This is a genomic window from Rhodococcus sp. RS1C4 (assembly GCF_002258225.1).
Taxonomy (GTDB): Bacteria; Actinomycetota; Actinomycetes; order Mycobacteriales; family Mycobacteriaceae; genus Rhodococcoides; species Rhodococcoides fascians_E.
On sequence record NZ_NOXZ01000014.1, the window covers coordinates 114,156 to 138,985 of the forward strand.

General features: G+C 63.7%; 22 protein-coding genes. 6 read left to right on the forward strand and 16 right to left on the reverse strand.

What is annotated here, in order from left to right:
* Positions 1-129: 129 nt before the first annotated feature.
* From CH289_RS05740 to CH289_RS05770, 7 genes are all read right to left on the reverse strand, one after another.
* Positions 130-1,242 carry a hypothetical protein gene (locus tag CH289_RS05740; RefSeq protein ID WP_256977051.1) on the reverse strand — a complete coding sequence of 371 codons (1,113 nt, stop codon included), beginning with the start codon at positions 1,240-1,242 and terminating at the stop codon, positions 130-132.
* Entirely contained in the window at positions 1,239-2,543 is a 1,305-nt protein-coding gene (locus tag CH289_RS05745; protein ID WP_256977052.1) for a hypothetical protein, read from the reverse strand. Before CH289_RS05745 ends, CH289_RS05740 begins: the two co-directional genes overlap by 4 nt.
* A gap of 135 nt (positions 2,544-2,678) precedes the next feature.
* On the reverse strand, positions 2,679-5,933 hold the full coding sequence (locus CH289_RS05750) for a DUF4132 domain-containing protein (RefSeq protein ID WP_143545047.1): 3,255 nt from the start codon (positions 5,931-5,933) through the stop codon (positions 2,679-2,681).
* Between the two features lie 27 nt (positions 5,934-5,960).
* Positions 5,961-7,106: a serine hydrolase domain-containing protein gene (locus CH289_RS05755; RefSeq protein WP_094727550.1), complete on the reverse strand. Its 1,146-nt coding sequence runs from the start codon at positions 7,104-7,106 to the stop codon at positions 5,961-5,963.
* Entirely contained in the window at positions 7,103-7,726 is a 624-nt protein-coding gene (locus CH289_RS05760; protein ID WP_094727551.1) for a TetR/AcrR family transcriptional regulator, read from the reverse strand. The genes CH289_RS05755 and CH289_RS05760 overlap by 4 nt, the downstream gene beginning before the upstream one ends.
* Positions 7,723-9,285 (reverse strand): class I adenylate-forming enzyme family protein, encoded by a 1,563-nt coding sequence (locus tag CH289_RS05765; RefSeq protein WP_020110595.1) that lies wholly within the window; start codon positions 9,283-9,285, stop codon positions 7,723-7,725. Before CH289_RS05765 ends, CH289_RS05760 begins: the two co-directional genes overlap by 4 nt.
* 36 nt (positions 9,286-9,321) lie before the next feature.
* Positions 9,322-9,975, reverse strand: coding sequence for a nitroreductase family protein (locus tag CH289_RS05770; protein WP_020110594.1), 654 nt, complete (start codon positions 9,973-9,975; stop codon positions 9,322-9,324).
* A 169-nt stretch (positions 9,976-10,144) separates the two neighbouring features.
* Between CH289_RS05770 and CH289_RS05775 the strand changes: the two genes are divergently transcribed.
* Positions 10,145-12,034, forward strand: coding sequence for a flavin-containing monooxygenase (locus CH289_RS05775; protein WP_037158660.1), 1,890 nt, complete (start codon positions 10,145-10,147; stop codon positions 12,032-12,034).
* 217 nt (positions 12,035-12,251) lie between these two features.
* Positions 12,252-12,725 carry a DIP1984 family protein gene (locus tag CH289_RS05780; RefSeq protein WP_019665737.1) on the forward strand — a complete coding sequence of 158 codons (474 nt, stop codon included), beginning with the start codon at positions 12,252-12,254 and terminating at the stop codon, positions 12,723-12,725.
* Positions 12,726-13,380: 655 nt separating this feature from the next.
* Here the strand turns inward: CH289_RS05780 and CH289_RS05785 are convergent.
* The 3 genes from CH289_RS05785 to CH289_RS05795 form a co-directional block, all read right to left on the reverse strand.
* The gene (locus CH289_RS05785; protein ID WP_094727552.1) at positions 13,381-14,400 is read right to left on the reverse strand and encodes a hypothetical protein; all 1,020 of its coding nucleotides are present in this window, start codon (positions 14,398-14,400) and stop codon (positions 13,381-13,383) included.
* Between the two features lie 92 nt (positions 14,401-14,492).
* A complete protein-coding gene (locus CH289_RS05790) occupies positions 14,493-14,813 on the reverse strand; it encodes a hypothetical protein (RefSeq protein ID WP_094727607.1) in 321 nt (106 codons plus the stop codon).
* 31 nt (positions 14,814-14,844) lie between these two features.
* Entirely contained in the window at positions 14,845-15,060 is a 216-nt protein-coding gene (locus CH289_RS05795) for a hypothetical protein (RefSeq protein ID WP_019665734.1), read from the reverse strand.
* 383 nt (positions 15,061-15,443) lie between these two features.
* Between CH289_RS05795 and CH289_RS28190 the strand changes: the two genes are divergently transcribed.
* Positions 15,444-16,193 (forward strand): DUF4352 domain-containing protein, encoded by a 750-nt coding sequence (locus CH289_RS28190; RefSeq protein ID WP_256977063.1) that lies wholly within the window; start codon positions 15,444-15,446, stop codon positions 16,191-16,193.
* 1 nt (position 16,194) lies between these two features.
* Here the strand turns inward: CH289_RS28190 and CH289_RS05815 are convergent, their stop codons facing one another.
* A complete protein-coding gene (locus CH289_RS05815; RefSeq protein ID WP_019665731.1) occupies positions 16,195-17,433 on the reverse strand; it encodes a hypothetical protein in 1,239 nt (412 codons plus the stop codon).
* Positions 17,434-17,443: 10 nt separating this feature from the next.
* On the reverse strand, positions 17,444-17,920 hold the full coding sequence (locus CH289_RS05820; protein ID WP_230593983.1) for a hypothetical protein: 477 nt from the start codon (positions 17,918-17,920) through the stop codon (positions 17,444-17,446).
* 546 nt (positions 17,921-18,466) lie between these two features.
* On the opposite strand from CH289_RS05820, the gene CH289_RS05825 reads away from it, so the two are divergent.
* Both CH289_RS05825 and CH289_RS05830 read left to right on the forward strand, forming a co-directional pair.
* Positions 18,467-19,411, forward strand: coding sequence for a manganese catalase family protein (locus tag CH289_RS05825; RefSeq protein WP_019665728.1), 945 nt, complete (start codon positions 18,467-18,469; stop codon positions 19,409-19,411).
* Between the two features lie 85 nt (positions 19,412-19,496).
* On the forward strand, positions 19,497-20,867 hold the full coding sequence (locus CH289_RS05830; protein ID WP_231383754.1) for an APC family permease: 1,371 nt from the start codon (positions 19,497-19,499) through the stop codon (positions 20,865-20,867).
* On the opposite strand, the gene CH289_RS05835 is transcribed toward CH289_RS05830, so the two are convergent.
* From CH289_RS05835 to CH289_RS05850, 4 genes are all read right to left on the reverse strand, one after another.
* Complete coding sequence (locus tag CH289_RS05835; protein WP_019665726.1) at positions 20,864-21,928, reverse strand: ABC transporter substrate-binding protein; 1,065 nt, start codon at positions 21,926-21,928, stop codon at positions 20,864-20,866. The genes CH289_RS05830 and CH289_RS05835 overlap by 4 nt on opposite strands.
* 90 nt (positions 21,929-22,018) lie before the next feature.
* Positions 22,019-22,351: a hypothetical protein gene (locus CH289_RS05840; protein ID WP_019665725.1), complete on the reverse strand. Its 333-nt coding sequence runs from the start codon at positions 22,349-22,351 to the stop codon at positions 22,019-22,021.
* Between the two features lie 53 nt (positions 22,352-22,404).
* Positions 22,405-23,322 carry an SDR family oxidoreductase gene (locus CH289_RS05845; RefSeq protein WP_019665724.1) on the reverse strand — a complete coding sequence of 306 codons (918 nt, stop codon included), beginning with the start codon at positions 23,320-23,322 and terminating at the stop codon, positions 22,405-22,407.
* A gap of 89 nt (positions 23,323-23,411) precedes the next feature.
* On the reverse strand, positions 23,412-24,251 hold the full coding sequence (locus CH289_RS05850) for a helix-turn-helix transcriptional regulator (RefSeq protein WP_019665723.1): 840 nt from the start codon (positions 24,249-24,251) through the stop codon (positions 23,412-23,414).
* Between the two features lie 94 nt (positions 24,252-24,345).
* Between CH289_RS05850 and CH289_RS05855 the strand changes: the two genes are divergently transcribed.
* The gene (locus CH289_RS05855; protein WP_020110592.1) at positions 24,346-24,813 is read left to right on the forward strand and encodes an NUDIX domain-containing protein; all 468 of its coding nucleotides are present in this window, start codon (positions 24,346-24,348) and stop codon (positions 24,811-24,813) included.
* Positions 24,814-24,830: the final 17 nt, after the last annotated feature.

A 24,830-nucleotide genomic window follows, 5' to 3' on the forward strand; every position in this document is an offset into this window, starting at 1 on the left:
TGCCCACTGGAGTCGAACTGCAGTTCGCGGCTCCGTCGACCTCGCTTGTGTTCCAGTCACCGGGACTGGATCTGTAGAAAGCTCCCGATCGGCATGCCGGGACAGCATGGTCCAAAAACGATCACCGTCTCATTCGACGAGCTTGACGATCGAACTGGAGCTCACGAAGTACACCCCGGATTCCGCCTCCACAACCGTTCCCGACGCAGTGAACCCGTCGACATCCACTGGCAGTGACCACGCCCAGAACACATCCCCGGTTTCACGGTCAGCAGCGATGATCGAACTGCCGTCCTGGGAGTAGACAGTCCGTCCGATCGTCTTCTCGACCGCGTACGGATCCTCCAGCTTCCATACCTCGGTGCCGGAGTTCGTGTCGAGGACTGTTGTTTGCGAGCGTAATTCGAGGCTGTCGACGGCCGATCCCGTCACCGTATCGAAGAACTCGACGTCGCTACCGAGAGTGATGACGCCCCGATCGTCGTGCACGTGTATCAATGTCGACTCGATACCGTCCCAGGTGGCGAACCCGGTGACGGGTAGAGACCAGGCGCCGGCCAACGCGTCGACGCTGCCACCGTGCAGGACCGATTCACCGTCCTCCGGGTTGCCCTCCAGGATGAACACCGATTCGCCGTCGGACTCGATTCCGTAGGTGAACCATTCTCGCGGCAAGGGAACTCGGCGCATGGCCCCATCCTGCGCATCGATGGCGACGATGGCCGGCACGTCCGCGTACGAATCCAGGCACACCAGTTCTCCGCGAGTGAGTCGACTTGCGCAGGTGTCGACACCTCCGGGCGACGCCGACCAGCGCACGGTGCCGTCACCGGCGTCGATTCCCAGCAGCTTCGGCGAATCGAACGAGTACGTTCGTGGGTTGGGCAAGCCGACGGCGGTGATCAGCACGTCGCCACCGTCGACGACGCCGTAGGAGCTCGAGTCGAACAACAGCCCTGCCGAAGGCGCACGCAAGGCTGCGAAGTCACGCCCGTACGCGGCCGACGCGTCGGTCGCCCATTCCGGTGTGTGCGCCGGACCGGACGAGGCCTCGGTGGTGGTCGCTGACTCCACTTCGCTGTACTCGGCCCAGTCGGTCACCGACGCATCGTCGGTGGGCGCATCGGCGGTGGGCGCATCGGGGGTGGTCCGAGTGAGGGCGACGCCCGCTGCCGCGACGGCAGCCACGGCGACCACCACTGCTACTGCGGTCCGCAGCGTGTCCTTGCGTGCTCTGCTCACGGCCACTGTCCGATCGGGGTGTTGGCGACGGCGTCGAGCACTTCCGCCGACAGAGGCTCGGGAAGCGTCAGGGGCGCTCGTCCCCCTGCGGCGATCTCGACCGTCGACCGCGCCGACACCTGCACTCCGGACGGGCGAGTGACCGTCACCGATCGCGACAACAGCCCGGTGCCGTCCTCGGACGTCATCATCTGAGTGATGTCCGTGTCCAGAAACTCGACGACCGATCCGTCGGGCAGCGTTCGGAGAACCGGTAGTTGGCCGTAAAACGATGGATCGTACGGGTCCGGGGCAGTCGGAAGGGGTTGTCCGCCGGCAACCGACACCGCCAAGCGAATGGTGCCGTCCCCGACGCCCACGTCGGTGCAGATTCCCGACCCGAAACCGTCCGGGACCAATGATCCGATGGGGCGGTCCAACGCCGGCGCGCCCGGAATTGCCGCCCAACTCGCAGTGAATGCTGCGTTCGCTGCATCCACGGCCTCACGGCTCAGATCTTTCACCGTTCCGTCGCCCGGCGGATACACCGAGCAATCGACCTGGAGCACCGGGCTTTCCGCCGGAGATGGAGCCGACATCGCCAGCTCCGGTATCGAAGCAATGGCCGCAGCTTCTTGTTGCTCCAGCGGCATCGCCGGCGACGAACCGGCACTCTGATACACGCTGACGCGCGTGCCGTCCTCGCGATAGGCGGTGGCCGAGCGTGAGTAGGTCCGCACGCCGTCGATTTCGTACCATGAGTCACCACTGTCGACGACGGTTCCGTCGGCGTCGATATCGCGCCGTTCGAGAGCGCCTGCCACACATGGAGGTACGCCATCACTCGACGGCCCGACGTTGACCGAGACGAACGCCGTGACACCGTCACGCGTCAACTCCGCGTACGCGGTGGTCATAGGGTCGAACTCGCTGTCGCCGAAATCGGTGACAGGACCGAAGTTCAGCGAATTGGAGGGTGCTGCCAACTCGATCTCCACGTCGGCCGGCACTGCTGCACGCACAGCCTCGGACATCGCCGCGGCCTTGGCAGCGGTGAACCACGGGAAAGCAGGGTTGTCGTAGGTGCTGTCCCCTCCGAAGGTGGCCCGGGAGTACAACCCGCCCTCGTCGTCCGGCGGTTCGACGGTGTCGCACCCCGGGATGTCCGCGGACACGTCGACCGGCGCGCTGACGAAATCCAATTTCGTGGACGGGACGGTCTCCCCCGACGGGATGAAGCTCGCGACCACGACTCCCACCGCAACGATGGTGACGACCACCGAAATGGTCCTGATTCGATCGAGAAGCCCGCTGTCGGTCACCGTATTACAGTACCGACCAGTGCTACAGCGACACCGAGCGTGGTCCCACCACATCGCTCCCCCACGATGGCCTCCAGCGTTGCCCGACGCACGGCGCCGGAGACCTTCGCAGCACGGTGTGTCCACGCGTTTCCGTCACGGACCCTGCAAGTCCGGTTCATCGCCGGTGATCGGCTCGTACGCGAGAGTCGACACATCGCGGAGCAACTCGGACGCATCGACCATCCCGATGTTCGGGTTGGTGACGAATGCCTGGACTATCTTCTGCTCGGCCCACATAGCCGGGCTCGCCACGTTGAATCCAGGGAAAGCCAGGATGACAGCGACCGTGTCCTCGTCGACTCGCTTGCTGATAGAGATCTGCGCGCCCTTGTCCTGCGGTTCTTCGCGTTCCCACCCGAGCCGCTCCAACGCAAGCAATTGAGAAGTTGCAACCTTGGTGTTGTCCAACACCGCCAATCCCGAGGACACGTCGTCACGGAAGACGTCCCTGTCCACCTGCTCGAAAGGCTGCACCAGGTGAGCGTCAGCGAAGGCAAGTCGCCACAACTCGATCTCGACACCCATTGCGACGGGGTGGATGACGAATACGTCGTCGGCGTCATCGATGCTCGGGTCGGACCCATCCCGACGCACTGCGTTCCGTGAGGCCGAGAAAGCGAACTGGTCGCCGCTGTCGGTGGACCACACGAGCCGACCCACGATCTGCCATGCCACCGGGTGTCCGACGAGATGACGTCGAACCTGCCCGTAGGTCCACCTGCGGCCGGTGACCATGGCGCGTTCGAAGCGCTGGATCAACTCGCCGCGCGCTGCGTCGAGGTCCCGTCGCAACGTGGTGTACCGCTTGAACTCCTCAGCCGCTTCATCCGCATCGTCGGGACCTGGCCGCGGCATTCGAGCGCGCGTTTTCCCGTTGCTGTCGGTGATGGCGATCTTCAACGCATGGTCCAGCGACAACGTGAACGACCTCGACCCATAGTCGAACATCGTTGTGCCGTCGGCGTCGAGGCCCAGATCGGGAATGAGTCGGTCCGCGAGATCGGCCGGGGTGAGGGCCAGTTCGTCTGCGATCTGCCGAATCCGAGCGTCGGCTTTCGCGCGTAAAGCCGGGAACCGCAACCCCTGCGATATCGCCCAGATGTGTCCGAGCGCCGCATCGGTTCCGATTGCGGCGAGCACGTCCAACCCCGCCGCTGCTCGCCGGTGTGCGGACTGCAGCGGCCATTTCCGCACGAACGGCGCCAGACGCCGTGCAGTTTCGTCGTCTCCTACTATTCCGAGCGCGTCCAAGCACCACCGTTGCGCATCGGGACATCCAGCGCTGGACCAACGTTCGAACAGATCCCATGCAAGTGACTCGAGACTGCCGGGAGCGACGAGCGTGCGAACCACCGCAACGCCGGCATATACCTCGTCCAACTTCGACAACGCGAACATCGTGCAGATGTTCCCGACCGCCTCCGGAGGCAACGGCTCTTTCCTGTCGACTGAAGTGACAGTGGGTAGCAGAGCGGGATCCAGCCATGCGGGCAAGGTAGGTATTCGCGTCGGTAGATCGAACAGCGGGTCCGAGTCCACGAACGCGGTGACGGCAGTGGCAGCCGAGGAACCGAACTCGGTCGCTGCCGCAACCAGTGCGTCGCGGTGCCCACGCTTTGCGAGCGTGCGAAGTGCTGCGAGGGCAGCTTTCCTCGCATCACTCGATTTCCCCGATGCGGCCACGACTACGACTGGCGCTGCACTGTCGATATGCCGATCGAACCACTGCAAGGCGACCGGCCGCATGGCTTTCGAGCCGAGCCAGGTCGCCATAGTCGAAGCCACCGAAGACCCCGTCACCGGCAGCAGCACCGATGCGCTGAACGTCGGCCTGGCTACCACCACCCGGAAGACGTAATCCACTGCGTCGTCGCCGAATCGGACCAACAGCCGCCGGAGATCGGCCTCGGGGCGAAAAATCCAGCGCGGGATCGCGGCGTCGGCAAGCAGCGGTCGTAGTAGTTCTTCTGGACCGCGCGAGATCTCGTACAACTGGTAGGCGTCGGAACCTTCCGCGACGGGACGGAGAATGTCCGACCAGGTACGACGACCGAGATACATCGGGTAGTCCGGCTCAGGTTCTGCGAAGTGGTCTCGCTCGTCCTGAAGCCACGTGACGGTCAACGCATCGCGCGGAGCCTCCATGTCGAGGACGGGCATGCGGGCTTGTCTACGATCACCCGTCCACGGCGGTTCGGCAAGCAGGGTCGGCACGGGGCCCGCCTGCGGTACCGACGGCTCGTTCTCACCGCGGTCCCCGGAAAGGTCGGGGTGAAGCCGTTCGAGATCCAATTTCAGTCGCGCTGCCTTGGGTCCCGCTGTGGCACCGAGCAAACGGTGAGCGCGGAACGGCGCGGCCTCCATCGCTGCCAGGACAGCGGGCTCGACGTACTTGCGCCCGAGACGCTCGACCAGTTCGAGGAACCCGTCATCGGTGTCGAACTCGGCGAGAATCGCAGCACATCGCTTCTTGTTCTGCGAGGACAAGTTTCCGTCGAAAAGCTCTCCGACAAGTGGTTCGACGCCAGGGCCAAGATTCGCGCAGATCGCGTGCACGAGATTCATCCGCATCCCGAGACTCCACATCGCGTCGTCGCGTGTCCTGTGCGCGTCGAGTATTCGTTCGACATCACGGGCGGAAGTGACACACGCCAGCAGCGGCATGTGGTCTTGCTCGTGATACCGAGGGAGACCCGAAGCAGCAGCCAAGTCCTCCTCGACCCAGCTGGACTCGGTCGGCAGGAGGAACGAGATCGACAGGTCGCGTGAATAGCTGGCGCCTCTCAGCGTTGCCAGGACATCGACGACGCGCCGGTACTCGTCGTCCGGCAGTGCGGCGACCGCGGTCCGCACACGAGAGTGCGTGTCTCCTACGCCGAAGTTCAGCATGTCCATATCGCGGCGTTCGGTTACCCAGATCGTCAGGACGTTACCGCGAGAACTCCGCTCCGACCTCATGTCGACCCGCATACCGGCCGCGGCGACGATCACTTCGGCAGCGAACGCTGCTCCCCTGGTGACGATGACCTCGTCGACGAAAGGAACACTCTGCTTGTAGTTGGTGTGATCGATCGTGGCCCTGAACGCAAAAGCAATGGCGCGCGCTGTTGGCGCCGTGCCATGCGAATGCGCGTCGAGAAACTCCAGACCCGCTGCAGCCGAGACTGCGTCGGTATCGGGGTGGCGGATGGCGTCGCCGATACGCGTCGCATCTCCGACCAGCCCCTGCACGACCGATGACTCCCGCACCCGCACCTTGCTTCTCGCCACCGGAGTCCGGCCATGCACGGCCTCGCCGCGACGCCACCACGCTGGAGGGACTGCCCAGGGCCGTTCACCGATCGTCACGAACACACCCTAGTGTGCCAACTATCTTTATATGACCTCTCGACCGCCTGCAGCATACGTCGCCCGGAGGTACTGCTCGGCACGATCCGAGCCGATGATTCCCGGGCCCATTTTGTTCATCATGTACGAGAACGTCATTCGGGTATCCGGGTGCATGACGATGAGCGATCCGCCCCATCCTCCCCAGAAACAGATGCGCCCGTCCGGGATGTAGGGCACTGTGTCCAGTTGCGGGAGTCCGAAGCCGATACCGAATCTCAGGGGCACGCCGAGAGCGAGGTCGATTCCGTTGCTCTGCTCCTGGAAGATCAAATCGATCACGTCCGGCCCCAGCAGGCGCACGCCGTCCACTTCACCGCCCCGTGAGATCACCGACAGGATCCGGGCGACCGAACGAGCATTGCCATGGCCGTTGACCGCACCCATGTCCGCGCGTCTCCAGTCGGGCGTGTTCGCGGACGCAGCCTGAACGAGTGGGCCAAGGAATGTTCGACGCCTGATCCTCAACGGATCGGAGTACGTATCCGCGGCCGGTGGCGGCGGCGGTACGACGTCGGCGATGCGGTGCCAGTCTCTCTCATCGGCCCCGATCTGGAAGTCCGCGCCCAGTGGCCCTGCAATCTCGTCGGCGACGAACGAGCGCAACGACTTTCCGGTGACGCGTCGTATCAGCTCCCCGATCAGATGTCCCTGATCGGCGGCGTGATAGCCGGATGTAGTCCTGGAATCCCACCACGGCTCCTGAGCCGCGAGCTTCGACGTCGCCAAGTCCCAGTCGTACATGTCCTCGGTGGAGAACGGCCTATCCCACCCGGAGACGCCGGAGGTATGCGACATCAGGTGCCGTACCTCGATCCGATCCTTCCCCGCGGCCGCGAACTCCGGCCAGTACTGCGCAACAGGCGAATACGGGTCCAGCAATCCACGATCGATCAGCATCAGCGCCGCCAGGCTGGTGACGGTCTTCGTCGTCGACCAGACGTTGGTGATCGTGTCCTCGGCCCACTCCGTCGTTCGATCCACGTCGCGGTACCCGCCCCAGATATCGACGACGCGCCTGCCGTCGATGTCGACGACGACCGACGCACCGAGCTCGTCACCCGAATCGATGTTGGTGGCCAGAGCATCTCGCACACCGCTGAACTCGGCAAGGCACTGCCCGTGAACCGTCATGCGCGGGCACTTAGAAGGCGGCGAACAGCGAGTTCGACGTAGTTGTCCGCGACGTCCTCGATGCTCAGTTCACCGTCGTCGTGGAACCAGTTGCTGATTCCGTTCAGCATGTCCGTCACCGCGAACGAGGCGAGCCGCGCGTCGGGCACCGTGAATTCACCCGTGCGCATCCCCGCGGCCACCACGTCGCGCACTCGACGTTGATACTGACGGCGATAGTCCTCGACCACAGACCGATGTTCTGTTGTCAGCGAGGCCAATTCGTGCAAACCGACGATGTACTCGACGCGTCGAGAATTGAGATGCACCAGGTGTGCGCGAACCAGCGAAGACATTCGCTCGGTCGGTGTGCCCGGCGCGTCGAGCAGCGGAAGTGTCTCCTCCACCGGGACCTGCGTGACCGTCAGACAGATCGCGAACAGGATGTCTTCCTTGGACGGGAAGTGGTGATACAGGCTGGCACCCTTGATGCCCACGGCGTCGGCGATATCGCGCATTCCGACGTTCGCGTACCCGTCACGCGCGAAGATCTCGGCGGCTTTCGCCGCGATGTCCTCCTTGCGACGCCTGGTGCGGATCTGGCGAGGGACCACCACCTCCGCGTCGTCGGGCGCCGTCACACGACCTCCGTCGCAACAGTCATTTTCCGCAGCTCACGCTTGAGAATCTTGCCTTGCGCGTCGACCGGGAGCTCCTCGATGACGTGCACGGCCTTCGGCGCCTTGTACGAAGCCAGCGACGTCCGGCAGTGCTCGATCAGCGCGGCCGGATCCGGCGTCGACCCCTCTGCCGCGATGACGAACGCCGTGACGGCCTCGGACCAGTACGGATCCGGCATCCCGACGACGGCAGCACGCAGCACGTCCGGGTGCGCGTGCAGAGCGCGTTCGACTTCCTGGGACGACACGTTCATACCTCCGGATTTGATCATGTCCTTCATACGATCGTAGAAGAACAGATTTCCGTCGGCGTCGATACGCACCATGTCACCGGTGTGCACCCAGCCATCTGCGAAGACGTCGGCCGTCTTGGCCTCGTCCTTGAAGTACCCGAGCATCACCGACGGTGTCCGACAGAGCAGTTCACCGATCTCCGCCTCGTTGCCCTCCGCGTCGACCACTTTGATCTCGAGGTGCGTGACCGGCTTACCGATCCACGACGCATCGCCACCCGGAATGTCGTCGAGAGTGGTGAACCAGCCGACCGAACCCAGCTGAGACAGCTCCGACTGGCCCCAATACGTTCCCCAGATCGCCTCCGGCGCAGCCTGAGCCCACGCGGTGATGGTGTGCGGAGAGACCTGACCGCCGTAGGTGAGACAGCGTCGCACCTGCCCGACGGCGGCAGACCCGAAGCTCGCCTCCCGCGCCAGCGCCAGATAGAACGTCGGAGTCTGCGCGATGACGGAGATGTTCTCGTCGGCGATGATCTGCAGCGACCTCGTGGGATCGGCCGTCGCAGGCAGGACCAGCGTCGCCCCCATCAACGTCAACGTCGTCATCGAACCCAAGCCGGCGATGGTGTGGAACGGCATGACGAACAGCCACGTGTCCTCCGGCCCCGTCCGCAGTCCCCAACTCCACGCCGGTGCCGTCGAGATCAGGAAGTTCCGGTGCGGAATCATCACGCCCTTGGGTGCGGCCTCGGTGCCCGAGGTGTAGACGACCATCGCGACGTCGTTCTCGTCCATGTCGACGTCGGGTTCCGTGGTGGCCGTGTCCGCGGTGAGTTCGTCGTAGTGAGCCCCGAATCCGACGAGCGTCGCGGAATCCGGCTTCACCGATGCGATGACATCGAGGAACTCGGGATCGGCGACGATCACCGTCGGCTCGGCATGCTCGAGTTGGTGCTTCACCTCCGGCGCCCGGTAGAGCACGTTGATGCCCGTGAACGCGGCACCCACCTTGAGCGTGCCGTAGTACGCGACAACGACGTCGACGCTGTTGCGCGCCATCGACGCGACGCGATCACCGTGCCCGACACCGAGATCCAGAAGCAGGTTGGCGAATCGATTGGCGCGTGTATCGAGGTCCGCGTAGGTGGTGACCACACGGGCACCTGCTGCGTCGTAACTGATGAACGCCGTCTTGTCGGGCTGGGTGCGCGCGTGGCGACGAAGTTGATCGCCGATGGTCGCGCGGCCGATGGCGGATCGGTGTTGAGGGGCGGGTCCGGGCACGGTGGGCTCCTGAGATCTTTTTAGTGCGGGGAATCTCTACAGTGCGGGGGACAGATCGAACATCGGCTGCGAGAAGGTCTCCAGGGCAACGATTTCCTCGACCGGGCTGCGTGTCAGCTTCTTCGGGAAGTTCTTCTCCGGGTAGCCGACGGTGATGTGCGCGGCAGTGATGTACTCGTCCGGTATCTCCAGCATTGCGCGGACAGCTGGCTCCTCGTGGCACAGCAGCGTGGTGACGGCCGTCGCGACACCCTGATCTCGGAGCGCCAGGCACAGGTTCTGCACGGTGGGGTAGATCGATGCACCGCCGACGACGGAGAGTCGGCCGAGCTCGTGGTCCGTGGGGTGGAGCCCGTCCATCGCGGCGCAGACCACGACGATCGCGGGGACCTCGGCGAGGTGACGGGCGAAGTAGTCCGCGTCCTGCACGGTCTTCGGCAACGCACCCACCGCGACGGTGCCGCCGGTGATGCCGGCGAAGTAGGCGTCCCACATGGGTAGATACAGATCCGCGAGGGCCTGCTTGCGCGCGGCGTCACGGACGACGATCCATCGCACCGGCTGACGGTTGCCGCCCTGTGGACCGAAGCGGGCGACGTCGAACGCGCTCTTGAACACCTCGTCGGGTACCGGCTCGGTCGAGTAGCGCCGACATGTGCCGGTGGTGCGCATTGCCTCGGTGAGTTCCATGAGGAGTTCCCTTCGCCTGTCCGCTGTTAGATAGTGGTGACAGCATTGTGTGGCGCAAGCCACATTGTCAAGGGCTGAAATCCGACGTCGTGCGGCTATTGCGTCAGTTTGCCTAACTGTGGTTAGTTTGCGAGAGGCCCGTGCGACTCGTGCCCCGAAGGAGGTTCCGGTGACCGTCACAGCCCCGACTGCACTGAGAAGAGATCGGCTGGTCCGAGCACTCGACGCGGCCAACATGCCCAGTCTCGTCGCCGTGCTTTACCAACTCACCGGCGACCGCACATGGCTCCAAGACCCGTACCGCCCGACGCGCAGCCGCGGCATGGACGACAACGACGGCGGCGGATTCGCACCCGAGGTAGCCGACATCATCCGAGCCGCCGCACTGGACGCGATCACCAGCGGACGCCCCCCAGCACTACCGTCGCCCACAGGAGACGATCTGGTCGAGATGATCTCCGCCGCCGTCGGCGAATCCGTCCCACCCGAGTTCGCGGAGATGGTCGCCGAGGACATGGGGTTCACGCACGCACCTGCGCCGACGCAGACGCCGTGTGACTTCTCGGTCGTCGTGATCGGCGCCGGCGTGTCCGGCATGCTCGCCGCAATCAAGCTGCAGGAAGCCGGTATCGAGCACATCGTCCTCGAAAAGAACTCCGACGTCGGCGGCGGATGGTTCGAGAACACCTACCCCGGGGCGGGCGTGGACACCCCGAGCCACCTGTACTCGTACTCGTTCGCCCCGCGGTCCTGGTCCACGCACTTCGGCAAGCGCGACGAGGTGTGGCAGTACCTCAGTGACGTTGCGGCCGAGCATGATCTGAGGGATCGAATCAGGTTCGACACCGAGGTCGACTCCGCCGTGTATCAGCCGGACACACAATCGTGGACCGTCACCACGATGGACGGCGACACCCTGACGGCCGACATCGTCATCACCGCAACCGGCCAGCTCAATCGGCCGAAGGTGCCGAACATTCCGGGACTGGACACGTTCGACGGTCCCATCTTCCACACCGCCGAATGGCCCGACGACCTCGACCTGCAAGGCAAGCGGGTAGCCATCGTCGGCACCGGCGCCAGCGCAATGCAGGTCCTACCCGCCATCGCCGAAACCGTCGGGAATGCGACGGTGTTCCAGCGATCACCGCAATGGGTGGCGTCGAGCGACGTGTACTTCGAACCCATCGACGACGACGTCAGCTACCTCATGGAAGCCGTTCCGCTGTACCGATTGTGGTACCGAGTGCGGCTTGCCTGGAACTTCAACGACCGTGTTCATCCGTCCCTGCAGGTCGATCCCGACTGGGAGAACCCGAGCCGCTCGATCAACGCCATCAACGACGCGCACCGCCGCGTCTTCACGCGGTACGTCGAGAAGGAACTCGACGGCAGGCCGGACCTCATCGAGAAGTCTCTGCCCGACTACCCGCCCTTCGGCAAGAGGATGCTGCTCGACAACGGGTGGTACGCCGCGCTCAAACGCGACAACGTCACGTTGGTGACCGAAGGAGTCGCATCCATCGGACCGGACTCCGTCGTCGGGTCCGGCGGACACGTCGCCGAAGTCGACGTCGTGATCCTCGCAACCGGATTCGAAACTCACAAGCTGTTGAGCCCCATCGACATCCGAGGACGATCCGGCGTCTCGATCAAGGACTACTGGGGACCCGAAGACGCCCACGCACACCTCGGCATCACCGTCCCCGACTTCCCCAACCTGTTCCTCACCTGCGGACCGGGAACCGTACTCGGCCATGGCGGAAGCTACATCACCATCGCCGAATGCCAAGTGCGCTACATCGTCGACTTGCTACGCACCATGGCGGACAACAACATCGGCGCCGTCGAATGCAAACCAGAAGTGGAACAGGACTACGTCCGACGCCACGACGACGCCCACTCCCGCATGATCTGGACCCACCAGGGCATGGACAACTGGTACCGCAACGACGCCGGCCGAGTCGTCTCCACACTCCCCTGGCGCATCGTCGACTACTGGAACATGACCCGACACGCAGATCTCGACGACTTCGACGTCGAGAGCGCGAGGAGGTAGCGCGCACCGGTCCTGGTGTAACAGTTGCGCACGCGTGAGCCGGGATCCCGCCTGACGGGTACGCAATTGTTACGGCAGTCCCGGGCCGTTCGCTAGGGGTAGACCGACAGTCCCCGTCTGTGGTACCAATTTCCTATGACTTCATTCGACACGTCGAAAGGCGCATGAGCGCCCGTACGTTCACCACCTTCGGTCCCAGCGAACCGGGGTGTAGATCATGAAACTCGCAGAAGCCCTCGCAGAACGAGGCGAACTGGTACGCCACACCGAACAATTGAAGGTTCGGATTCTGGCCAACTCCCGGCATCAAGAAGGCGAAACACCTGCAGAAGATGCAGGCAGACTGCTGTCCGAGCTCAGTGCAGCGCTCGATCGGCTGGAAGTGCTGATCCGGGCGATCAATCGCACGAACAGTGCCGCACCCATCGGAGACGGAACCATCACTGATGCGTTGGCCCATCGAGATGTGTTGCGGATCAGACGCAGAGTCCTCACCGCCGCCGCCGACGCTGCGTCCGGTCAGGAACGAGAGCGCTACGGCCCGCGGCAACTGAGATCGGAGTTGACGTATGTTGCGGCACTACCAGTGGCCGAATTGCGCAGCACAGCAGACGATCTTGCTACCCGGATTCGACTGATCGATCTCACGATACAGAGCGCCAACTGGGAACACGATCTGCTGACGGACTGAGGAATTGTCAGGTAGTAGGTAGCTGTCGTTCGAAGCGAGCACGTCCCGCGGTCGGCGGCCATCCGACCACCCTCTTGCGTGACGAGCAACGCCTTGATAGACATTGCAGCTCAGTATATTTCACGCATCACGGTGTAAAGCGCACATATCATCACCGAGTGCTGGTCGAACGAAAGCGAGGGTGGGCATGGGGCCACCTGACAACAACAACGCGATCCAATCACCGGGCCTGCGTCTCCGTCATGACGCATCGACTATGACCCGCATACAGCACAGAACCAGACGACCACGCTCGAACAACGGGACGCTCGACTTGCTCGACCAGTGGCGTGGCTGCGTGGAACGCGTCGAGCGGCGCGTAGCTTTCGAGTCATCCCGTCCCACATCGAACTTCGATACTTATCCCGCCATCGTCGCGGGGCTGACCGGCTGTCCCGCATGTGACGGACCGTTCACGGGCAACGGAACCCGAGACCGCCTCGAACGGATAATGCGGGGCAACAGCCGCAAAGCCCACCGCCTCAGGGCAGCAGTCACTCACCTCGACGAAAGATACCGCGCCGCAACGGTAGAAGTCGACGCACCTGCCGGCTTGCAATGGTGGGACCGCCGCTTGCCATGGGCATGACGGCGCATCAAAAGTTTTGGAGTAACTTCATTTCGCTCGCGTCAGGATCGACAGCACATCGGCGGGGATTGCGCGGTAATACCCGAAACCGGTTGCACGTTGACAACCATCGAGCTCTAACGACACGAACGAGCTGCCAGAGCCGTCTGGACGGCGCAATTCGGTCGACGCAATGCGGTTACTTCGTCTGTCGCAGGCTGGCGCAAGGGGCGCGTTCGCCACGGATCTCACAGTCGACGCACTTTCCTCTCGGCTGAGCGTCATCGCCTGTCCGACCACCGACATAGAGGGATCGAGGGGCTGTTCGGTCGATGTGGGGACGGTGCACAACTGGAGTTTGTCCACATCGTCGATCGGCATCACCAGGGACGGCACCACAGTGCTGTCGGGTGACTGTTCGCGTTCCTCGGCGGCAGCTACGTCCTCAGGTGTTGTGTTCTCGAATTCCCATCCGTACGCACTGGCAGCGCACGTGGTGTCGTACCGGTCGGTGTAACCGGTCGGGTGGGAGGCGCGAGAGACTTCGGTGAGGTCGGCAAGAGCTTCGATCGGTGCGTTCTGAAGTCCGCACGGGCTCGCCGGCCATGCCGGTCGAAACGCCTTGCCGACGTCGTCGACGAACCACAGACCAACCGGAGGACTCATTGCATACGCACACGACGCCATCACGCCGTCGGGAAAGCGCTCCGATTTCGCAGAGAACGCAGCATCCACGGCGTCGATGTCACCTTCGAGCCGCACCGAATCCACCGTCATGAACCCAGCGTCGTCGGTGCCACGCTCACAGCGAACCACCGCAACAGGCACAAACGCAGCCGGCGGATATCCCGGAGGCGACGCATCGGACGTCAACGCCGGATCCCACGGTCCCAGACCGGTCAGGTCTGTGTAGATGTTCTCCGCCAGACAGTCCGGGGACGAGTCCACCGTTGCGGTCGGTGGTCGGTACGAGACGCTGTCGATGAACGGATTCAGACCCGATGAGCACGATGGAGACACCACCGCCAGAACAGCTGCAAGACACAGGAGAGACCTCACGCTGCTCATGATCGAAGGGTAGTCGCAGGCTTTCGTCTTGCCAGTCGTATGAGGGCGCTACAGGAGCACAATGAAAGGAAAGGAAGGACGAATACGGGTGCTCAACGACCGTTGATGTCCCAGATGTACAGCGTGGGTCCGAGGATGCTGAAGGGATTCAACAGATGCTTACGCCCCTGCGGGTCGAGCTGATACGCCGACGTCTGCCCGTGGAACGACGAGCAGCGGATGTCAGCGGTTCCGTACGGACTGATCACCGCACTGCGCTCTCCAGTCCACGCATCCAGCGACCAGGGGACCGCGAACTGGTCGCTGCATGGGTAGTCACTGAAACCCGCGTCCTGCGCCGACGCCGTCGGCGCGAAGAACACACCTAGACCTACAGTCAGTGCACCTGCGCCGAGTACAACCTTGATCCTCATACGACCTCCCGATGACGAGAACGACACGACTTCAGCTCGATCCGAACATGATCGGGAACGGGTTGACACCCTTGTCGGCGAGATAACCGAACCACCACAGCCACGACCACACCGGATAGAGGAAGTCGGGGAGCCACTCGTACTGCGGAGCCGACGGACTGCCGGGACTCGCATTGGCGGGTCCGGACGTGACGACCAGGATCACTCCGATGACACATGCAACAAACGTGGCGCGCACCGTACTCATACCCACGTATCGCCCAGTCCGAATCCGTGTTACGAGCGTCGCCGAACGCGAACGCGCGCTAGGCGAACCCCCAGCGCGGTGTGATCTGGAAGGGCACGGTTGCAGAGCGCCGGATTCGGTCCACGCATGTGCTTGTGGACGATCACTGCAGCCGAACTGGATGACAACCTCGGGGCCCTCCGAACTTCACTCCATGGATGGCTCCGTCGTGCACGACCCCAACGACTCCCCAGCGTCAGTAGTACCTCGGCGAGAACCTCAAGCTATGAGGCGCGGGCATTAGTAACGCGTGAGACCCAAGATTCATTTGCGTGAATGATGTTCGGCGGCAGCTACTTATGCCCGTCACTATACTGTCGGCCCAGTCTGATAAGTCTTTTTCCATGACACCAAAAGGTTGGTACCCAGACCCCGTTGATCCAACCATCGACCGATACTGGGACGGGAATCAGTGGACAGCGTCGACGCTTCCCAAGTCGTCGAATGGCGCGCCCAGGTTCGCCGCCCCGAACCCCCAGGTGGCCCCTGCCGCAGGAACGGACAAGAAGACGACAGGGACAATTTGGAAGGTGTGCGGTGCACTCGTTGCCTTCTTTGTCGTCGTCAACGTTGTATCTGGAACTGGGGACGACGACAATAAGAACTCGAACACGGCGTCGACGCGGACCACGTCCGAACGGACAGTGCCGAGGCCTCAGCCCACGTCATCGGCGGTGAAGCCCGCAGAATCGGTTGCACCCGCACCCGCACCCGCACCCGCACCCGCACCCGCACCCGCTCGGATTGTGGCACCGGCTGCTCAGGTGTCGGGGTTAGGAAAGCCAGTGCGAGACGGAAAGTTCGAGTTCTTGGTATCCACGTGGGATCCCGCGACCGCCACGGCTCATGTGCGGGTCACAAACATTGGAGACCGACCGCAATCGTTGGCGATGTCCGTTCAATATTTGTACGACAAGCAGGGTCGCAAGTTCGAACCCGAATTCGACTGGACATCGGACCTCGCATTCGCGGATCTCAACCCAGGCCAGTCAGTGTCCGGGAACCTCACCTACATCCTCAGTGGTGCCGTGCCAGACCGCCTCGAACTGCACGATTCGATCTTCTCGGGCGGCGCCGACGTCCCCTTGGGTTGAATCAACCAGCCGCCATCGGCCGTTCGGGCGTCCCTCGGCGTGCTTGAAGAACCAGGTACGCCCCCGCCGCGACCAGGACGGAACCGACGCTGATTGCCGTCGACGTCCACTCCCATCCGCTCGGAGAGAAGACAGGCTGCATGCTCGTCAGCGGGGTGTACGCCGTCCACCCGAACTCGGCGACGATCGGGACCGCCACTGCTATCGGGGTGGTCACGGCGATCACCGACGCCGGTGGGCTCGTCGGAAGCAGTGACGCGAAAAGGAGTCCAAGGGCGACGGGCAGGATCACTACGGTGGCTGCCGATTCGATGGGGTCGAGCTGAGAATCGGCGAGAAGTCCAACCGCTGCAACCAGCGCGACCAGCAGGAAACCGACCATGGGGAGCGGACGCCGCCACCCCACCACGACGCCCACGACCAACAACGCAACGAACACTACGGCAGAAGCGAATCCCATCGACCCCGTCGTCGGAGCCGCCACGTACGCCAACGCGGCGAGCACAACAGTGCCGGTCGTCCGGGGCAAGGCGAACGCCGCGCCGACGAGCAACGGCACCACAGCGATGCCCAGAAGCCAGCGATCCTGCATCGCTCCGTCCGCACCGAGCCGGTCCACCGAGCGCACGAAGAGCCAGTACAGAACCAGGCCGACGACGGGGACCAGCACGCCCACGGTCAGCACTCGCGTCCGGTGCTGCACCCGCTCGACAACCCCCTCGACATTCGAGGAAATCAACAGAACAGCCAACACCGCAAGGGCTACGAGAATGTAGTGCCCGGATGAATCGTTGGAAAGGTACTCGGCATAGCGGACCGGGCTCGATTCGATGTGCGGCACCAACACCATGCCGGAGAGCACACCGACTACCAACGCGCACTGCATGGTTCGGCGATTACCTGCACCGGCGAGCACCGCACAACCACCGAGAATCAACCCACCCGCGATCGCCCGCAGGTTCATCTGCACGTCGAACGAACCGAAAGACACAGCCGCGAGCAGCACGACGCCGATACCCGTTGTCGCGTACACAGTTCGACGGCCGGTCGCGAACACGGCCACCACAACGGCCACGACCGCTGCCAGTGTGGCCGCCGCAGCCGCACTTCCGACGAAGACGTCGAGGCGGTCCCCTCCCGCGACGTACGCGAAGTTACGCGCCGGCGTGACCACCACCGCCCACACTGCCGTGAACGCACCGACGAAAACGGTCAGGTGAGCGAGTACGCGGGCTGTCATCGCAAGGATCTCAGGCGACCGTGAATCTGACAGTGTTCGCCAGTGGGTTCAGATATGTTGTGCTCACCGCGTTGGGCGTGACGACGACCGAGGCTCCACCGGATGGCATCGGGAACGTGACTTCACCGGTCAACGGAACGAACGCCCGGGAGTCGAAGGGAAGCAGGATAGACGGATTTCCACTTCCGGGACCATCCGAACCAGCAGCGGACAAGTAGTTCACGGAGATTGCGTTGTGGCACGGACCGGTGAAGAACGGAAGCCACGTGACCCTTACGGTGACTTGGCCAGGCCTGTCGTGCGGGGTGTGCACAGAACCGGTCAGCTGCCCGCTGCACGGGACCGAGAAATTCTCGCCCAGCGAGTACGCCACCGGTAGTGGCGTGAACTCCTGGTGATGCGCGTGCGCCACGGCCGGTACACCGACAGCCGACACCACGACTGCGCCGACAATCGCCACCGCCCTCGCCACAGCTGTTCTGATCATGAAAGCGGACACTACAGCCTGGGCAAATCCGGCACACCCCGAACTTTGCCTACGCACGCTCGACAGACGGGCAGCTCGGGACCGGCCGGACGCAACAGAACGGCCGCCGGGAAACCGGCGGCCGAGGTTTAAAAAAAAGTCGATTCAGACCGTCACAACTACGCGGCTGCGACGTCGTCCGCATCGAGAGGCGGTACAACCGTGAGGGGCCTAGCTTCGGGAGCCAGCCCGAGAATGGATTCCCACCACGCCTGCCGCTGAACGTTTTCTTTCCATACCACTACGTCGTGCTCGTCATGCATACGTTTACTTGCCCTCCGCCGTCTTCGATAGCCGTGTCGCGCAAGTGCAGGAGTGCCCCGAAGGCGGCGATACCAAACCGGACCTCCGGTCGGATGTGATGTTTCTCCCTGCCATCCAGGGGTATAGCCGGAGTGCTGATGCATTCCCAGCACGCCTTCGAAGGCGGAATAGCGACAGTCAAGTCCCGGCGTCGCAGACAACCCGATCGTTCACGCTCGATGCACTGCTGTCCTAGGGAGAATCGTGTATCTACACACCGAACAATTGATCAACGACATCGCCGTCGACGAGCCGGATCCGGCCGCTGCCAACGCCCTTCAGGAGGGCCTCGGCGGACAGTTCGGCGAAATGCGCACCATGATGCAATACCTGTTCCAGTCCATGAACTTTCGTGGAGATCCGGCATCGAAACCGTACAAGGACCTCTTGCAGGGCGTCGGTACGGAAGAGATCAGCCACGTCGAACTCATCGGCACCACCATCTCCCGTTTGCTCGACGGATCCCCCGAATACAACGGCAAGAAGACGGACCCCGTCGACAAGCCCGGCGCCAAAGGCGCTACACCCCTGAAGATTGCTCTGGACACCAGCAACATTCACCACTATCTCGTCGGCGCACAGGGCGCCCTCCCGGTCGATGCTGCAGGAAACCCGTGGTCGGGCTCCTACGTCTACAACAGCGGCAACCTCGTGCTGGATCTGCTGTACAACCTGATGTTGGAATCGACCGGCCGCCTTCAGAAATGCCGCATCTACGAAATGACCGACAACAAGACGGCCCGCTCGACGATCTCCTACCTGATCGTCCGCGACCAGGCGCACGAGAACGCGTTCGCCAAAGCATTGGAAAGCCTGGGCGTGAACTGGGGCTCGGTGCTGCCGATCCCCAAGACCAACGCGGAGCGGTTCCCCGAGGTCAAGAAACTGCTGGACAAGGGCTTGCAGAGCATCCAGTACACCTTCAGCGCCGACGACAAGAGCCAGGCGGCCAAGCTCTACCGCGGCGCCTCACCGTCGAACGACGGAACCGAATTGTCCACGGCCATCATGCCGGAAGGCGTCCCCATCAAGATCTCGCCCGAGCGGCGTGAGGAGTTCTCACCGGGCCTCGACAAGGACCTGCTGGCGCTGATCCAGGCCACCGCCGAGGTGGAGATCGCCGCAGCGAACGACCCGAAGATCAAGTAACACAACCGAATCAAGGCAGGTGGAGGCGACGCGGTGACACCGCGTCGCCCTCCACGTGTTTCCCCACCACATCACGGAGGTTCGCATGCGACCGAGACGGACCCACGACGGAGCGATCGACGCGACGCACGATCGGCAGGAGACCACACCTCTCGCCCGTGCGATCAGCGGAAAGATGTTGTTCGTCTTCATCCTCGGCGATGTGCTGGGAGCTGGCATCTACGCCCTCGTCGGCGAAATTGCGGGAGAAGTGGGCGGGGCCGTCTGGGTGCCCCTCGTCGTCGCACTGGTGATGGCGATGCTCACCGCCGCGTCCTATGCAGAACTGGTCACCAAATATCCCCGCGCCGGCGGCGCCGCTGTATTTGCTCAGCGTGCCTACAAACTCCCGATCGTGTCGTTCATGGTCGGTTTCTGCATGCTGGCAGCCGGCGTGACCAGCGCGGCCGGGCTGGCACTCGCCTTCTCCGGTGACTACCTGCAGGTCTTCGTGGGCGTTCCCACCGTGCCCGCAGCACTGGCGTTCCTGGTCATCGTCGCCCTCCTCAATGCACGCGGCATCACCGAGTCTCTCCGCGCCAACCTCGTCATGACGGTCGTCGAGGTGTCCGGTTTGGTCCTGATCATCGCGCTCGCCGGGCTGGTACTCGGGCGCGGCGACGGCGACCCATCGCGCGTTCTCGAGTTCGACGGCACCACGACGCCTGCCCTGGCGGTGCTCGGCGCAGCGCTGCTGGCGTTCTACTCGTTCGTCGGATTCGAGACCTCCGCCAACATCGCCGAGGAAGTGAAGGACGTCCGTCGGGTCTATCCGCGGGCACTCTTCGGGGCACTCGCCGCAGCCGGAGCGGTCTACGCACTGGTCGGCCTCGCCGTCACCACCGTCGTACCGCCGGAGACCCTCGCCGAGTCGAGCGGGCCGCTCCTCGAAGTGGTCGACGCCGCCGACGCCGGCATTCCCGCGTGGTTCTTCAGCCTCATCGCACTCGTCGCCGTGGCGAACGGAGCGTTGTTGACCATGATCATGGCCTCACGGCTGACCTTCGGAATGGCTCGCGACGGCCTGCTCCCCTCCGTCCTCGCCAAGGTCCTTCCCGAACGCCGCACGCCATGGACGGCAATCATCGCCACCACCGTCGTCGCAATGGGACTCTGCCTCACGGGATCGGTGGCAGCCCTGGCGGAAACCGTCGTGCTGCTGTTGCTGTTCGTGTTCGTCAGCACCAACGTCGCCGTCCTCGTCCTGCGTCGCGACGACACCGGCGAGGACCACTTCCGTGCGCCGACGATCCTGCCGATCCTCGCGCTCGTGACCTGCGTGGTGCTGGCTACCCAGCAATCCGCCGAAACCTGGCTTCGTGCAGCACTACTCCTGGGCGTGGGCGTCCTGCTGTACGTCGTTCGCCGGTTCACCACCGATTCGACGACGAAGAACGTTCCCGCCGAGCGCGGCTAGGTCAGAACCGCCGACAGCTTGGGCACCAGCAGGTCGGCGAGCTCTTCGTGCGCGAGAGGGCCGACGGACCACGCTCGACCGAAGTGACCCGTGAAGTCCTGACGCTCACCGTTGTAGGTGACCGTGTTGTCGGCCGCCAGGTTCAGGACGACGGTCCGGTCCTCCTGCACGCTGGGGAGCCGCTGAAGCAGCGGGCTCGCGTACCAGGCGTCGAACTCCGCCTGGTCGGCAGCCTGGTTGGAGATGACCAGAACATCGCCGGTCAACGAGTCCAGCAGCTCGTCGCCCAGTTCTCCGTCCTGCGGCAGCACTGCGGCGTTGGTGTTCTCCGCGAATCCGAAGGAGGACAGCAGCGCCTCGGGCTCACTGTCGACGGTGTTCATGAAACCGGTGCCACTTCCGCCTCCCCAGTACACGAGGTAGTCGACGGTCTTGCCCTCGAACTCGGGGTGCTCGGCGCGGATGTTCTCGAAGGTGGTGCTGTACTCGTCGATGAACTGCTCAGCGCGGTCGGACAGGTCCAGCGCTTCACCCAGAAGACGAAGCCGGTCTTCCCACAGCGGCGCCTCGATGCCGGCCGGTGCGCCGACGACAGGCGCGATGTCGGCCAACTGCTCGGTGTCCACAGGGTCCGCCGCCAGGGTGTCGACGACGAGGTCAGGCGTGGTGTTGGCTACCTGTTCCGCCGGATACGCGGTGTCGCCGATGGGCCAGACCGTCTCGATCTCGCCCGGGATCTTCTCCACCGCCCACGGATAGAAGTCGATCTGCTCGTCGGTGCCCACCGGCGTAACACCCAGTGCAGCAAAGAGGTCCGCGTCCCAGGAACTCGCCATCACCACACGCTCGGGACGCTCTTCGATCACCGCTGGACCGGTTGCCGTGTCCAGCGTGAGCGGATATTCGGTCTTGCCCTCGGCGGCCGGCAGCAAGGAGTCCGCAGCCGCGGCGGATTCCGTCGTCGAGCCGCTGTTCCCGGAGCACCCCGCAAGAGCGATCACGGTAATCGACGCGACCGCAACGCCACGAAGGGCAGCAGACGTCCTGGTGGAAATGTTCATCGTGGGGGATCCTCTGGACTCGACGAGCGCCACAGCGGCACCCGAGAGGGAGGTTAGACTAACCTTCCCTTCGTGTCCAGATTGTCGGAGTCAGACCTCGGGTGGCTCGTACTGGCCGTACAGCCCACGGCGCTCACCACGAAGGAACGCCTGATGCTCGGCGTCGGCGCGTGACCGAAGATCTGCGCGGTGCCGCTCCTCGAGCTCACGTCGAGCCTGGCGCTGAACCGCACTGTCCTGAATCAACCACAGCGCAACAGCCAGAATTGCAACCGCACCGAACAACACCCAGAATCGCAGTACGAGACCCAAGGCCATGACCGCCACCAGCAGCGCAGTGACCACCAGCCTGACGTCGCCCACGCTCCATCGCCACCCGCCCGCGCCGTAGCGCGAACCGTCGTCGAAGGTTCCGCTGGCCATATCACCCACGGTACCGGCGCAGACCGGCGAGCACCGCCCGATCTCCGCATCGGCTATCGATCGAGCAACTCCTCCGAGAGGTCCCACAGGCGTCGGGCGTCGTCCATGTTCGTCATCGTCTTCCACATCGGCAGAAGGGCAGCAGGGCCGCCGACGACACGGGAAGGGCCGTAGAACTCGTCACCCTGTGCGGCGACACCCGCCGCGGCGACCACCGCAGGCATCGCTGCACTGTCCACACTGCCGGCAATACCCACGCGCGCCAACGCGTCGACCACCTTCCGCGCGAGCGTGTCCCTGTCCCGACCCATTCCTGGCTGAGCGGCAAGCAAATTCGTCGGAGACACACCCGGGTGCGCGATGTTGCTGGTGATACCCCACCCGCCCTGCTTGCTGCGAGCATCGAGTTCGCGAGCGAACAGCGCGACCGCGATCTTCGACTGGCTGTATGCCTTGCCGACGTCGTAACTGCGTTCCCAGTTCGCGTCGTCCCAGTTGATTCCGCCGCTGCGAGCAGCAATGGACGTCTGGTTGGTGACCCGGGCACCGCCGTCGCGCAAGAGCGGGAGAAGCCCGCGGGTAAGCGCGAAGTGACCGAGATGATTGGTGCCCATCTGCAGTTCCAGACCGTCCTGCGTGACCTGCCTGCTCGGTGGCTGCATCACACCGGCGTTGTTGACGAGGATGTGAATCGGCCTCGCCTCGACCGTCAACTCATCGACAAGCGCTGCAACGGATTTCAGAGACGACAGATCCAGCGTCCGGATCGAGACGTTCGCCCCCGGCACGGTTGCCCGAATCTGCTCGGCAACTCGCTCGCCCTTCGCCGAATTACGCACGGGTAAGAGCACTTCGGCTCCCGCGGCAGCGAGACGCGTCGCGATGACACTGCCGATACCGTCGCTGGCGCCGGTGACGACAGCCAGCTTGCCTGTCGAGTCGAGAAGTTCGGTGCTGATCTTGCGTGCCATGATGGGCTCCCGTCGAAGTGGATGTGTGAACACCAGTTTCGGCGCATGGAACCCGTCGAACCAGGACCTATCGATCCACCTCTATCCGTTCACAGACCGGGCTCGGCGCCGACGACCGCGAGGAGCTGCAGCTTCTCGTAACTTTCACTGCCGGGGACAGCGGTGTAGACGAGCAGGCGATGCGACTGATCCGGGTCCAGCAGCGTCTGACACTGCAGCTCCAGCCTGCCGACGGAGGGGTGATCGAAACGCTTGACGTCCGGCGGACGCAGCCCCACCTCGTGGGCCGCCCACAGCCGCGCGAACTCCTCGCTCTCCAACTCCAACATCTCCACCATCGTCGCGGCAGCCGACCCAGGGCCGCGCACCGCCACCACCTCACGCAACCCCGAAACGTAGAGCCGCGACAGGAATTCGCGCTCCTCGGGTGGATACAGCTCACGAGCAGCAGGATCAGCGAACCACCGGTAACCCAGACTGCGCGACGCCCCCGTGCGCAGCGAAGCATCGCCGGTCAACGCCACACCGAGAGGAGTTTGCCGCAACGTCTCACCCAGCTCGGTGATGACCTCGGCAGGAGTGTCCTGAAGCCGATCCATGATCCGCAGCAACCCGGGGCTGACGTGTTCGCTCGCCGACCCCCGCGCCGGCGGATTGTGTCCCGCCAGACGGAAGACGTGATCACGCTCCGCCAGCGTCAAGTGCAGCCCCTGAGCGATGGACGCAATCATCTCGGCGGACGGCCGCGGACCGGTCCCTCGCTCCAACCGCGCGTAATAGTCCGTGGACATGTGGGCCAGCTCCGCCACCTCCTCACGTCGCAGCCCAGCAGTTCTCCTCCGCTGGCCACGTCGCAACCCCACGTCCTCCGGCTGCAACAACGCCCGACGGCCGACCAAGAACGCCGCCAACCCTTCGCGATCGATCATGCCCTGTTCTTACCGTCAGCAGCCGGGCATTGCCAGGACTCGCGAATCCACCCATGCAGGATGGAGGCATCGACACACCCGAGGAGAGGACACCATGGCCAAACTGAGCGCTGGAATCATTCTGTACAGAACGGTGAACGGTGAGGTCGAAGTCCTCCTCGGTCACCCGGGAGGGCCGTTCTGGGCGAGGAAGGACGCCGGCGCCTGGTCGATCATCAAGGGTGAGTACGAGGACAACGAAGATCCCTGGGCCGCAGCTCAGCGCGAATTCCTCGAGGAAACCGGCTCACCGGTGCCGGCGGGCACGGACCCGATACAGCTCACACCCGTCAAGCAGCCCAGCGGAAAAATCGTGACAGCCTTCGGCGTCGAAGGTGACCTCGACGCCGCCGGCGCGCAAAGCAACACCTTCGAGATGGAATGGCCGAAGGGATCGGGAAACTTCAAGAGTTTCCCTGAAATCGACAAGCACGAATGGTTCACCTCCGACGACGCCGAAGCCAAACTGCTCAAGGGTCACCGCCCGATTCTCACTGAGCTGCTGGGCTATTTGCCCAGCTGACACGGTATGTGCGGATT

What these genes read in the sequence shown, in the direction of transcription:
- CH289_RS05755 (WP_094727550.1), bottom strand. Translation starts at nt 7,106, where the DNA reads ATGACGGTTCACGGGCAGTGCCTTGCCGAGTTCAGCGGTGTGCGAGAT.
- CH289_RS05770 (WP_020110594.1), bottom strand. Translation starts at nt 9,975, where the DNA reads ATGGAACTCACCGAGGCAATGCGCACCACCGGCACATGTCGGCGCTAC.
- CH289_RS05780 (WP_019665737.1), top strand. Translation starts at nt 12,252, where the DNA reads ATGAAACTCGCAGAAGCCCTCGCAGAACGAGGCGAACTGGTACGCCAC.
- CH289_RS05785 (WP_094727552.1), bottom strand. Translation starts at nt 14,400, where the DNA reads ATGAGCAGCGTGAGGTCTCTCCTGTGTCTTGCAGCTGTTCTGGCGGTG.
- CH289_RS05790 (WP_094727607.1), bottom strand. Translation starts at nt 14,813, where the DNA reads ATGAGGATCAAGGTTGTACTCGGCGCAGGTGCACTGACTGTAGGTCTA.
- CH289_RS05795 (WP_019665734.1), bottom strand. Translation starts at nt 15,060, where the DNA reads ATGAGTACGGTGCGCGCCACGTTTGTTGCATGTGTCATCGGAGTGATC.
- CH289_RS28190 (WP_256977063.1), top strand. Translation starts at nt 15,444, where the DNA reads ATGACACCAAAAGGTTGGTACCCAGACCCCGTTGATCCAACCATCGAC.
- CH289_RS05815 (WP_019665731.1), bottom strand. Translation starts at nt 17,433, where the DNA reads ATGACAGCCCGCGTACTCGCTCACCTGACCGTTTTCGTCGGTGCGTTC.
- CH289_RS05820 (WP_230593983.1), bottom strand. Translation starts at nt 17,920, where the DNA reads ATGATCAGAACAGCTGTGGCGAGGGCGGTGGCGATTGTCGGCGCAGTC.
- CH289_RS05830 (WP_231383754.1), top strand. Translation starts at nt 19,497, where the DNA reads ATGCGACCGAGACGGACCCACGACGGAGCGATCGACGCGACGCACGAT.
- CH289_RS05835 (WP_019665726.1), bottom strand. Translation starts at nt 21,928, where the DNA reads ATGAACATTTCCACCAGGACGTCTGCTGCCCTTCGTGGCGTTGCGGTC.
- CH289_RS05840 (WP_019665725.1), bottom strand. Translation starts at nt 22,351, where the DNA reads ATGGCCAGCGGAACCTTCGACGACGGTTCGCGCTACGGCGCGGGCGGG.
- CH289_RS05845 (WP_019665724.1), bottom strand. Translation starts at nt 23,322, where the DNA reads ATGGCACGCAAGATCAGCACCGAACTTCTCGACTCGACAGGCAAGCTG.
- CH289_RS05850 (WP_019665723.1), bottom strand. Translation starts at nt 24,251, where the DNA reads ATGATCGATCGCGAAGGGTTGGCGGCGTTCTTGGTCGGCCGTCGGGCG.
- CH289_RS05855 (WP_020110592.1), top strand. Translation starts at nt 24,346, where the DNA reads ATGGCCAAACTGAGCGCTGGAATCATTCTGTACAGAACGGTGAACGGT.